Below are 12530 nucleotides of genomic sequence, written 5' to 3'. Positions count from 1 at the left end.
TTTAGAAAATATCATTTTAATTTTTAATCGTATATAAAATGAAGACTAAAATATTTTCACTTTTTCTTATTGCTTTATTTATTTCTTGCAATAAAACTTCGACAGAAAAAACAGAAACGGCTTCTGCAGAATCTACTTCAAGTACTTTCAAACCAGCTAATCTACAAGAACAAGTAATTTATAATCGTGCAATAGAAACTGTAATTTGGGGAGTACCAGCGGTTAATTTTGAATTGTTAAATGAAAGTTTAATTAGCGCAAAAGGCAATTTCAATCAAGTAATTTACTGGTCGGGACTTATAAATTCAAAAAATCAGACACTAACACCAAATCCAGATGTGGTGTACATCAATCCGTTATACGATACCAGAAAAGGCCCAGTTGTATTAGAGATTCCGCCAGCCGAAGGCGCTTCATCAATCACAGGAAGTTTAGATGACGGATGGCAGACTGCAATAGAAGATATTGGTCCAGCAGGTGTAGACAAAGGAAAGGGAGGGAAATACCTGATTTTGCCACCAGATTATAAAGATAAAGTACCGTCAGGATATATTCCGATGCCATCTTCAACTTATACTGGTTTTGCAATTTTACGTTCCAATATTACAGATGGAAGTCCAGCAGATCTTAAACGAGCAATCGATTATGGAAAACGCATTAAAATTTATCCTTATTCTCAGGCAGGTGCTCCGCCTGCAACACAGTTTTTAGATTTATTAAATACTCCTTTTAATAATGTTATACCTTATAATTTTCATTTTTTCGAGCTTTTAAATCAATTTGTGCAACGTGAACCATGGCTGAATCGTGATTTAGTAATGGTTGATTATTTAAAATCAATTGGAATTGAAAAAGGAAAACCTTTTGAAGCAGATGCTAGAAAAAAAGAAATTCTTAACGCAGCAATAAAAGATGCCCACACTTGGATTGATTTGCAATATCAAAATGCTTTTAAACCACCTTTTTATGATGGCACAAATTGGGCATTGCCAGTTTCGCCCGATTTTGTAAAAGCGATAGGTTCAAATTATACAATACCAAACTTTTATCCTGTTGGAGAAAGAGCAGTTGCTTATTCTATGGCCTATTTTAGCTCAAAACATTTAGGAACGGGACAATTTTATTTAGTGTCGATAAAAGACGATAAAGGACAAGAATTTGATGGCTCAAAATTGTATCAATTGCACTTGCCTCCAAATGTTCCTGTAAAATTATATTGGTCTGTAACGGCTTATGATCGTGAAACGCATGCTTTAATAAAAGACATGAAATATTTCAGTCGTGCTTCAACATCGCCTGGACTTCAAAAAAACAGCGATGGTTCAGTAGATATTTATTTTGGTGCAAAAGCTCCTGCTGGAAAAGAGTCAAACTGGGTTCCGACAGATCCAAAAGGGAAATTTGAATTGTTGGCTCGTTTCTATGGTCCAGAAAAAGGATTTTTTGAAAAAACTTGGAAAATGGGCGATTTGACAGAAGTGAAATAAAACCATTAGATATGACCGAAGATTCAAAACATACAGCCGAAACCCCATTTAACCCGATTGCATCAAAGGCAGAACGTTATGAAAAAGGAGCTTCGATTAGAAAGAAAATTCCTTTGGAGAAACACAGGGAATGGAATTCTTTAAAAAACCGTAAAAATCCAGTAGATATTTTGATTCAGACCAGCGAAGGAAGAGTTGAAAGTCTGTTGCCTATTCGGTATAGAAGAATGATGGAATCTCCTTTTGCATTTTACAGAGGCGCCGCTGCTATCATGGCTGCCGATTTGGCTCATACTCCTGTATCTGGAATAAATCTCCAGCTTTGCGGTGATTGCCACTTGATGAATTTTGGCGGATTTGCAACTCCAGAACGCAAATTGGTTTTTGATATTAATGATTTTGACGAAACTTTTCCTGGACCGTGGGAGTGGGATGTAAAAAGACTGGCTGCAAGTTTTGTTATTGCCGGAAGATGGCGAAAATTCTCCCATAAAAACTGTAAAGAATTTGCTTGGAATGTTGCAGATAGCTATAAAAGGCATATGTTGGATTATAGTAAATTATCTGCACTTCAAATCTGGTATGCCGATATTGATTTAGCAGAACTGATCGAATTAGGCCGAGATAAAGAATTTAAAGAATTTGACCAGAAAAGAATTAAAAAGGCATCAGAGTATACCGCTCACGAAAAGGAGTTTGCAAAGATGACCTATTTTGACGGAGCTAGAGCACGTATAAAAGACGATCCACCCTTGATATTTCACCCAACAGGAGAACTTGAAAAACAAGTGGCAAAAGAAGGCGAAATTATTCATAATAGATATTTGGAATCCCTCTCGGAAGAAAAACAGGTTTTATTAAGCAGATATAAGCTTCATGATATTGTTATAAAAGTAGTGGGTGTTGGCAGTGTTGGAACATTGTGTGGCATTAGTCTGCTAATGTCGGCAACAGGAGAACCTATTTTTTTACAGTTTAAAGAAGCCCGAAAAAGCGTCTTGGAAGGAAATGTAAAAGCAAAAGGAAAATACAGCCATCAAGGCGAACGTATTGTAATGGGACAAAAGCTAATGCAGTCTGCATCGGATATGTTTTTAGGATGGACAGACGATAGCAAAGATAGATTCTTCTACATCCGTCAGCTAAGAGATGCCAAAGTAAAACCGGTTCTAGAAGTTATGAAGTCCAAAAATATGGCAGAATATGCCAAAGCTTGCGGATGGGCGCTTGCAAGAGCTCACGCACGTTCGGGAGATCCGTCTTTAATTTCGGGTTATATTGGAGATACAAACGAGTTTGCCGATGCCATTTCAGAATTTTCGGTTTTGTACGCCGATCAAAACGAATCGGATTATAATAAAATGCTCGAAGCGATAAAGCATGGAAAACTACCAATAGCTGCAGAAATCTGATTCTTTATAATTAAAAGAAATAGAACAGATATGTAGCTGTACAAAGTAAATAAAACTTTAAAAAATCTTAAAATATTGAACAAAATATGCTTGAAAACCACAAAGTAAGATTTTATTTATTTAATACTGTTAATTAAAGAAAATGATTTATCTTTGAGAGTGATCTAAGTAATTGTTTAGTAATGGTTTGTGTTATACGAGCAATTATTGACATCTGTTCCGCCCCACGTTCAAGATTTTTACGATTTTAATACATGAGTTAAACTGATTTAATTATTAATTTAATAAATACCACAACATGAATATTAAAAGAACAAGTCTTCGTATAATCCCAGTCTTATTTTTGGGTTTATTTTACAGCTGCTCTCCAACTGTAAAAGTTACAACTGATTATGATCATTCTGCTAACTTCAGCGAATACAAAACTTTTGCGGTTTATGACTTAAAAGCGCAGCAAGGCCAAGTAAATCAGTTAAATGTTGATCGTGTTGCAAAAGCAATTCGAAACGAAATGCTGGCAAAAGGATTTACAGAATCTAGTAATCCTGACTTAAAAGTGAATGCCGTTTCTATCCTAAAAAACAAAACATCGGTTAGTGCTAACACAGACTTTTACGGTTATGGCGGAATGTATCGTCCATACGGATATTGGGGAGGCGGCGCTATGATGGGCGGTGCCAATACAACATTTAATACTTACGATTATGTTGATGGTTCCTTGGTTATAGATATCGTATCTACAAAAACAGACAAGCTGGTTTGGCAAGGAATCGGAAATGCCGAGATTGACAGCAGACCAGATAATCCCGAACAATTTATAAACGACGCAATCAAAAAAATATTAACTGGTTTCCCTCCAGGAGCAGTTAAGAAATAATTGCAATAAAACATTTGTACTTGCCATACTTTGGCAAGTACAGTGTTTCTCTTCCTACATACGCCCCCATCGTATTCTATTTTTAAGATTTTAAGAAAAATAATTATTTACTCAAATTAAGCTTAAAAAAATGATCGATATTTTACTTTCCCTTTTCTTTTTTATAGCCACAATTGCTGGCCTTGCTACTGCAATTATGGTTTTATTTTCCAAAAAAAATTACTCAAAAAGTTTCTTTTTAGGAATGTTTCTGCTGAGTCTGGCGGTAGTGAGTATCTACAATTTTTATTTATCGGCCAATATCTTCAAAGAATTTCCAGATTTATTTATTATTACAAAATCCTTTATTTTTCTGGCAGCACCTTGTTCTTTTTTATATGTTCGAAATATTTTAACGTTAGACAAAAGTTTCAGAAAATACGACTGGATGCATTTTATTCCTTTTACAGTATACTTCACCTTAACGCTTTTTGTATACATTGGAAGTTTTACTAATCTAAAAATCGTCGATTTTATAGCAGCAAAAATCAGAAATCCGTTTTCTATTTTAACCTTGACCATTTGGCTTTCCTATGTCTTTTTTCAAACCATGTTGATTTTAAACTATGATCTGAAAAAATTTAAAGGCAACCAATTTCATCGAGCCAAAGTAATCAACTGGATTAGGGTTTATAACCTTATGATTTTGTTTCTTTTCTCGGCACTTTTTGTGCATCATTTTTTATCAAGAAAAGTTGGAGTTGTAGACCTTTCTTGTTATTTCTTGATTTCATCGGTATTGTTTTTTACTGTTGGATGGCTTTATTTCAGACCTCAGATTTTTCACGACGAAGAAGAAACATTCGATTTTGTGGTAGACAATACTGTAGTGGTAAAAACAAAAGAGACCAAAAATACACTTCCAATAACAAACGAATTAACGTTAGAAAAACGAGAAGAATACCTTTTAAAACTGGATTATGTTTTAAACTCTAAAAATCTGTTTTTAAAGAAAGATTTTGTAATCAGAGATTTGGCAGACGAAACAGGAATATCGGTACACCATTTATCCAATTTGATTAATTCTGAATTCGGACTTCATTTTCAGGATTATGTAAACCTTAAAAGGATTGAATATTTTAAAGATAAAATAAACGATCCAGAATGGAAAGATTTATCTTTAGAAGGCATGGCTTGGGGTTCTGGTTTTAAATCCCGAACAACTTGTTTTAGAGCATTTATAAAGCATACTGGGAAATCTCCTTCCGAATATTTTAAAACCATCAGAATAAATCCGGATCGTACAGGATCATATTACTTCAAGTAAAATTAGTAAAGGCTATTGCATCATCTTAATTTAAAATATTCTGCCATGAAATTAGAAATTGATAATTCGGGAAGAAAAGTGCAGTCAGTTTTTGCGGTAATAATGGTATTGATTTCTGTTTATTGTAATGCACAATTAAAAGGAGGACATATTCTTGGTGCTATGGGATTGCAATCGGGAACTCAGGCTCCAGAGAAAACCTTGAGCGTCTATATTCCAGGTTATATTTATGCCGCATCTTCTTTGCGAAATGGCAACGGAGACAATATTGGAAATCCCGATCTTACTATGTTCATAACAGGTGTTGGAGCTAATTATGTAACCGATTTTAAAATTTTGGGCGCCAATTACGGAGCCACAATTTTGCTGGCGGGTGCGTCTAACACTATTCAAGGAAGTTATGTTGATTCTAAAAGCGATTTTGCTTTTACAGATATGTACATACAGCCCGTTCAGTTAGGCTGGCACAATAAAAGAGCCGACTTTGTTTTCGGTTATCAATTGTATCTTCCAACAGGAAAATATGAATTGGGAGCTAGTAATAATAGTGGTTTAGGAATGTTTATGAATGAATTTTCGGCAGGAACAACTTTATATTTTAATGACAAGAAAACATTCCATTTTTCAGCTTTGGCTGCTTATGAAATCAACGGAAGAAAGAAAGATACCGATATTAAAACAGGAGATATCTTAAGCATTGAAGGCGGTTTAGGAAAAACATTTTATTGCATGAATGCCGAAAAAACCGCGCCAAAAGGCATATTCAATGCGGGTTTGATTTATTACCTGCAATATAAAGTGTCAAACGACAGAATTCCTGTAGGAAGTATTTTGGTTATTGAACCAGACAAAGATAAAGTGGGCGGACTGGGAGCTGAGGTTAATTATTTGCACATAGGCAGTATGACTTCGGCTGGTTTTAGATGGATTGGAGAAGTAAATGCAGTAAACAGATTTCAGGGAAATACCTTTTTTATAACGTTGGCACACGTTTTCAACTTTAATAAAAAATAATTTCTGAATTGTATTTCAGTAGATTTCAAGATTTTTTTGCGATGAAATAAAAATTTAAATCTAAAACGATAAATAGTCTATGAAAAACAAAAAAACAACAAATAAAAGCGTTCTGTTTTTGCTTTGCATGATTGTATCGTTTAATTTTTTAAATGCACAAAAGCATCAAACTGTTTTAAAAGATTCTTTAGACGGAGCTTTCGATTTAAGTGATTTTCTTATTTATGCCAACGGATTCATAGTCGTGCCAACCATTATTACAGAACCAGCCGTAGGAGGATTTGGAGGTGCAGTTGCCCCAATTTTTCTAAAAAAACGCGCTCCCGTAATCGAAGCAGACGGAAGAAAACGATTTGTAAATCCTGATATAACAGGAGGAATCGGAATGTATACGGCCAACAAAAGCTGGCTTGCAGGAGCTTTTCGTTCTGCAACACTTGTAAAACCTAAAATTCTCTATCGTGCTTTTGCGGCTTATGGCGATATGAATTTATCCTTTTATGCCAATAATCTGCCCAACCAGAAAGACGAAGAATTTAAGCTCAATTTTAAATCGACTATTTTTTATACGCAATGGCTCAAACAATTTAATAATGCCAAATGGAGCGCAGGACCGCAGTATTTATTTTTAAATTCTAAAATAAACCTGCCCGATTTAGATCTTCCGCCACCATTTGTAAATCCTAAAGATATTAAAAGTACCATAAGTCAGCTTGGAGCCGCGGTTCAGTTTGACGGACGTGACAATATATTTACGCCAGATAAAGGAATAAGGCTTCAGACCGATTTTTTCTGGTCAGACAAGGCGCTGGGAAGCGATTATCAGGCATGGCGTATCAATTTATCGGCAATTGGATATTATCCGTTGGCGAAAACTCTAATTGGCGGACTAAGGATTGAAGGAGAGCAGGCGTTGGGGAGTCCGCCTTTTTATTTACAGCCTGGAATTAACATGCGAGGAATTCCTGCTGCCCGTTATATGGGAAAAACAAGCATTGTATCTGAACTCGAATTTAGATGGGATTTGTACCGAAGATGGAGCCTCATGGGATTTGGAGGTCTCGCAAGCGCCTTTAACGATTGGGATCAAGCCTTTGCAAAACCCGTTGTTTACAGCTACGGAACTGGTTTTAGATACCTCATTGCCAGAAAATTCAAACTTCGTATGGGAGTCGATGTGGCCAAAGGAAATGAAGAATGGGCGTACTATATCGTTTTTGGAAGTAACTGGATGCGATAGCCAGAAAAGCAAAAAACTTGTAAGAAGTTAATTTATAAATAATAAACCTAAAAAGCCTTAATAACGTGTTATTGAGGCTTTTTTGTGTTAAATACCTTAATAATTTATGCCGTTAAGAAAATATTAACAATTAAACATTACACAAATTGTATAATATTTAATTGTTTTGTAACAAATTGGAAACATTGGAGACTAATTTTGTTAAATCTTAAACATAACTTATGAATACATTTTCATTCAAATCAGTGTTTGCCGCTTCAATCTTTTTGGCTGGAACTGCAGGCTGTTTTGCGCAAGACGTCTTAGTAAATTCACTTAAACTAAATGCAAGCGACAAAAGTAAAGAGAACTTCAAATTTACAGAAGTAATCAACCTAGGAACAACATCGGTAAAATCTCAAGGATCATCTGGAACTTGCTGGAGCTACTCAACAAACTCATTCTTAGAGTCAGAAATGATTCGTTTAGGAAAACAGCCTGTTGAGCTATCTCAAATTTATTCTGCAAGAAACGTGTATGTAGAAAAAGGGATCAACTATGTTCGTATGCACGGAGCAATTACACTTGGAGACGGAGGAGCTTTACACGATGTAATTAACATGTACAAAAAATACGGAACTGTGCCTAGAGAAGTTTACACAGGATTAAACTACGGAACAGACAAAAACAAATTTGCTGAAATGGGCGCTCTTATAGAAGGTGTTCTTGCCGCAGTGGTTAAAAACCCGAACGGAGAATTGACTCCAAACTGGCAAAAAGCATATTCAGCTGTTATTGATTCTTATTTAGGAAAAGTGCCAGATAACTTTACATACAAAGGAAAAAACTATACTCCACAATCTTTTGCTAAAGAAGTAGTAGGAATTAACCCAGACGAGTATGTAGAAATGTCATCTTTTACAAATGCTCCATACTACCAGAAAACAACTATGATGGTGCCAGACAACTGGTCATTGGATCAAGTTTACAACGTAAAATTGAACGATATGACAGACGTTATCGACAATGCACTTAAAAAAGGATATACTGTAGCTTGGGCAACAGATGTTAGCGAGAAAAGCTTTAGCTGGAAAAACGGTGTAGCTTATGTAGCGTCTAAAAAATTCGACGACATGACGGCTGAAGAAAAAGCAGACATGTTTAACGGACCAAAAGCAGAGCCAGAAATTACTCCAGAAATGCGTCAGGCTGCGTTTGATAACTACACTACAACAGACGACCACGGAATGCACATTATTGGTCTTGCAAAAGATCAAACTGGAAAAGAATATTATATTGTAAAAAATTCTTGGGGAGAAACAAACGACTACAAAGGTTTCTTGTTTGTAACTAAGAACTTCGTAAAATATAAAACTACTGCATTACTAGTAAACAAAGGAGGAATTCCTGCTGAAATTGCTAAGAAATTAGGGGTTTAATTGACCTGAGAGTTTTTAAAGAAAATAGAAAAGCGCCGTAATCTTTAGATTGCGGCGCTTTTTTAATATGTAAATTGATTGAAAACGATTATACTTTAAAATAGCATTTGACAATTTTAAGGCAAGAGTGAAACATGTGTTATTTTTCGTATATTTATAAAAATAATTTAAGTTGAATTACAAAACCTATATTAATTGTTTTTAACTGAATCTGCTGAAGATTACTGTGTTGAGTTTTTTAGGATAAGTGAAAAATAGTTATATTTACTCAACTTAAATTTTCTACATTTGCACACCTTTAAAAATATTAAAAAATAATGGCACAAGCTGAAGTTAAAAGACAGGCTTTTGAATATTTACTATACAAGTTAGTTGAATGGTATAAAAGCGCTTATGCTATATCTAATGATGATAATGATATTAGTGTGCTAAAAGCTTTGAAGCTTCTTTTTTTTGTTTCTGCAGTTAATGCTACGAAGGATTCTAATGACACTTTATTAGATGACGTTTTTCAAAATTTTGTAGCCATGCCTTATGGTCATGTAGAAAGTGAAGTGTATTCTATTATTAAAAAAGGAGATCTTCAAAACATTATCATCAATAACTATAGGACAGAAATAAGAGATTTCGATCCAGAAACTGTCGATGCTAAATTAAGACAAAGAATAGATGATTCAGTAACTAAATTAAAAAATACTAATTTTAATTTGATAAAATATTCTTCGTTCAATTTGGTTGATCTTAGCCATAGTTGGTATTCATGGCAATATTTTTACAATAAAGCTTTAAAATCATTCAATAAAAGTTTTCCAATAGATAAAGAGTGTATTAAATCTGAAGAAAAAATTTATAGTTTATAACTGTCTTTATTGGAAAATCATAGAATTAATAAAATACTGCAGGCATTAACTGAAAAGTTTCCAGAGAATTGGGCGGATACATATATCAGTGAAGTTGAAAATACTTTGCCCGAGACTATTGTTCCTGAAGGAGAAGGTGTTATTGGGAATGTTGTTCAACAAGTGGATAAGGATCGTTTAAAAGAAGCTGTTAATGATTCGATAGACTTCTTTTTTGATTCACTTATAATTTCCGTATTAAGTGGTGAATATATTTCAAATAATGAATTTGGTTCTGAGCTTCAGAAATTAGATGATTTCATAAATAGAAATTTCAGTTATTTTGGAGATGAAACAATTCAAGCCGTTTTCGATTCTGAAATTAAAAATAATTTAGTTGGCTCAACTAAAATAGCAATTAATCTTTATAAAACATTTTATAAACTTTTAGAAACTCTTTCTAAATATCCCAATATTGATATTATATCAGTTTCAAATCCTACAGTATCTAAGCTAATCAATGATACAAATCTAGAAATAACAATAAAGGAGAAGCTTGAATTTTTTAATTTGACTATTGGTTTAACAAGATACGATCATTTTTTGAGGGATGATATTGGTTTTTATCAAGATTTGATTGAAATCGAACTTCATATCAAAAATGCAACTCTACCTCCATCAACTCCAAATCAATTTTCAGTAGTACTTAGAGAAAAGGTGCAGTATTTGAAATATAAATGGGAGATTAGACAAAGAACATTGTATGGTAAAAAAAACCATATATATATGAAAAGCTATTTAACTGATGGGGAATTAACTTTTATTGATAAAAATGCAATAAATAGAAGTCAAGAAACTACACTGTCAAAATGGCAAGAATATCTGGAATCACATTATGAACTAGGAGAGTGGAAATCTAAAATAGAAACAGATATAAATAATATAAATAGAGTTAACCTTTCTGAGGTTTCTATTCTTGATATTCATAAGCTGATTAAATATTATAAAGATGTAAATCCTAATTACGTAAATCTTTCAGAAATTGTAAGTGAGGTAGAAAAGCGTATGTTAACTGTGACATTGGAGACGCATACCTACAATAAAATTTATGCTTATGCATTAAACAATCAATTTTCATCACTCTTAATTCAAGATGATGTTGATGAAAATGATATAATTAATTTGAAAAAGAAAATTGATTCGTTTCAGAGTAAAACAAAAATAGATAATTTTTTTGTAGAATATAAATACATTGATTTTCTACTTCGTAAGATTGAATTGAGCTATAATACTAGAGAAGGTTTAGATAGTATTACTTCAACGAATTTATTAATTGAGAAAGTTGAAACGGTAATTCAGGCATATAGCAAAAATTTAAATTGGTCAAAAAATCATTATCATTGTGTGTTTCAATTGCCCTATACTGAAAGCTTGGTAGATTGCATAATACCTGAGTTGCCAAAGGTTTACTATTCTTCGTCTTTTGTTTTGCCTTTGTCAAGAGTGGAAAGCCAAGATAACTTTGATGATTTAATTATGAAATACAATAAGTTGTCAACCTCAATTAAGGTTATTACATCTTTAACAAAAGAGTTCTCAATAATTAAAACAACGACAGATTCATTAAAAGATAATGATTTTAAATCTATAGAGGTAATAGGTGTTTTCTCTGCTATAATAACCTTTATTATGGCATCAATTCCTGCACTTGCATTTATTGATAATATATGGAAAGCATTGCTCTTTTTTATATCGATTGCAGGCTCGTTAGGTATGTTTTTGTTGATTATTTTTTCAATTAGAAAAGGAGTAAGTGAGTTTAGGAAAAATACTATTTATATTTTTTCTTTTTTTGCTTTACTTTTAATTATACTGTCTTGTATATACGCTATTAATAGTCAAAAAACAAGCAAAACCGAAACTGTAAAAAACGATAAAAGTAAATCTGTAAATAATAAGGATAATCAAATTACTCATCCTAAAAAAAATGAGAAAGCTTTGTTTCCAAAAAAATGAATAGATTATGGGATGATAATTTTTAAGTTTTATACCGTTGATAAGATTTATGAATCATTTCCCTTTCATCAACCTCTCCAAATACTCCACTTTATCCTTTTCAGCTTGAACCAAACGCTCATAAAGTTCCACAATTTTATCAATCGGGTTGAAAGTGCATTCTAGGGCATTTGCATTAACAATACTATCAGTGATATCGTTGTCATATACATTATTAAAATAATTAACGACACCTTCATCTGAGAAGCTTTTTATTGAATCAACGGAAACTCCTAAAGCTTCTGCAATGACATTTAGTTTTTCGTCGTCTATTGTTTCGCTTCCTTCAATATTAGAAATCGTCTGTTGGCTCATGCCAATAGCAATGGCAAGTGCTTCTTGTTTCATTCCTCTAAGCTCACGAATGCGGCTTATGTTTCTCCCGATATGTTTTGGTTTTGTTGCTGTGCTCATACTTCAAAGATATTAAAAATCCTTAAAAATTAGGATATTGGTGAAAGACTATCTTTTTTGGTGAATTACCAAATCAGATGTTTTGTTAGAATGTATTCTATCGTTTATTTAGCCGAAACAAAAATACAATTTTTCGTACAATAATTATTTGTAACCAAAACCATAAATAAACGCCATGAAAACAGAAAGCGAAAGTAATGCAAACCAAAAGAGAGTGATAAGATCAGTATCTAAATTGGTATCAGATATTTGTTTCGACGGAGAATTTAGAAAACATCCAGAATACTTAACCGAAATTTTCGAATACCTTCTAGAAACAGAACAAGGAAACGATCTCTCGTTAAGAATAAAGATGTTAAGTTGTATTAGAATAAGTGTTATGCTGGCAAAAGCTTTGCATCCATTTTCAGACGAAGAAATACAAAAAGCCTGCGTTAAAATGATAAATGGATAAAAAGAAGTATTTTA

General features: G+C 33.3%; 11 protein-coding genes. 10 read left to right on the top strand and 1 reads right to left on the bottom strand.

All coding sequences use genetic code 11. The features are described from left to right. Positions 1-38 precede the first annotated feature (38 nt). From AAYQ05_RS00980 to AAYQ05_RS00940, 9 genes are all read left to right on the top strand, one after another. Positions 39-1487: a DUF1254 domain-containing protein gene (locus tag AAYQ05_RS00980; RefSeq protein WP_343540569.1), complete on the top strand. Its 1449-nt coding sequence runs from the start codon at positions 39-41 to the stop codon at positions 1485-1487. Positions 1488-1498: 11 nt separating this feature from the next. Beyond that, positions 1499-2899: a DUF2252 domain-containing protein gene (locus AAYQ05_RS00975; RefSeq protein WP_343540567.1), complete on the top strand. Its 1401-nt coding sequence runs from the start codon at positions 1499-1501 to the stop codon at positions 2897-2899. Between the two features lie 298 nt (positions 2900-3197). Beyond that, complete coding sequence (locus tag AAYQ05_RS00970) at positions 3198-3776, top strand: DUF4136 domain-containing protein (protein WP_111422276.1); 579 nt, start codon at positions 3198-3200, stop codon at positions 3774-3776. A 130-nt stretch (positions 3777-3906) separates the two neighbouring features. Beyond that, on the top strand, positions 3907-5082 hold the full coding sequence (locus tag AAYQ05_RS00965) for a helix-turn-helix domain-containing protein (protein ID WP_343540565.1): 1176 nt from the start codon (positions 3907-3909) through the stop codon (positions 5080-5082). Positions 5083-5127: 45 nt separating this feature from the next. Beyond that, positions 5128-6096, top strand: coding sequence for a SphA family protein (locus tag AAYQ05_RS00960; RefSeq protein ID WP_343540564.1), 969 nt, complete (start codon positions 5128-5130; stop codon positions 6094-6096). 79 nt (positions 6097-6175) lie between these two features. Next, positions 6176-7336, top strand: coding sequence for a BamA/TamA family outer membrane protein (locus AAYQ05_RS00955; protein WP_343540562.1), 1161 nt, complete (start codon positions 6176-6178; stop codon positions 7334-7336). A gap of 221 nt (positions 7337-7557) precedes the next feature. Beyond that, a complete protein-coding gene (locus tag AAYQ05_RS00950; RefSeq protein ID WP_343540561.1) occupies positions 7558-8754 on the top strand; it encodes a C1 family peptidase in 1197 nt (398 codons plus the stop codon). 317 nt (positions 8755-9071) lie between these two features. Continuing rightward, a complete protein-coding gene (locus tag AAYQ05_RS00945) occupies positions 9072-9614 on the top strand; it encodes a type II toxin-antitoxin system antitoxin SocA domain-containing protein (RefSeq protein WP_343540559.1) in 543 nt (180 codons plus the stop codon). Positions 9615-9623: 9 nt separating this feature from the next. After that, positions 9624-11609 (top strand): hypothetical protein, encoded by a 1986-nt coding sequence (locus AAYQ05_RS00940; protein WP_343540558.1) that lies wholly within the window; start codon positions 9624-9626, stop codon positions 11607-11609. A 54-nt stretch (positions 11610-11663) separates the two neighbouring features. On the opposite strand, the gene AAYQ05_RS00935 is transcribed toward AAYQ05_RS00940, so the two are convergent. After that, positions 11664-12062, bottom strand: coding sequence for a helix-turn-helix domain-containing protein (locus tag AAYQ05_RS00935; protein ID WP_343540557.1), 399 nt, complete (start codon positions 12060-12062; stop codon positions 11664-11666). 175 nt (positions 12063-12237) lie between these two features. On the opposite strand from AAYQ05_RS00935, the gene AAYQ05_RS00930 reads away from it, so the two are divergent. After that, a complete protein-coding gene (locus AAYQ05_RS00930; RefSeq protein WP_343540556.1) occupies positions 12238-12516 on the top strand; it encodes a hypothetical protein in 279 nt (92 codons plus the stop codon). The last annotated feature ends 14 nt before the right edge of the window (positions 12517-12530 follow it).

Source organism: Flavobacterium movens, assembly GCF_039581425.1.
Lineage (GTDB): Bacteria > Bacteroidota > Bacteroidia > Flavobacteriales > Flavobacteriaceae > Flavobacterium > Flavobacterium luteolum.
This window is presented reverse-complemented; position numbering and strand designations above follow the sequence as displayed.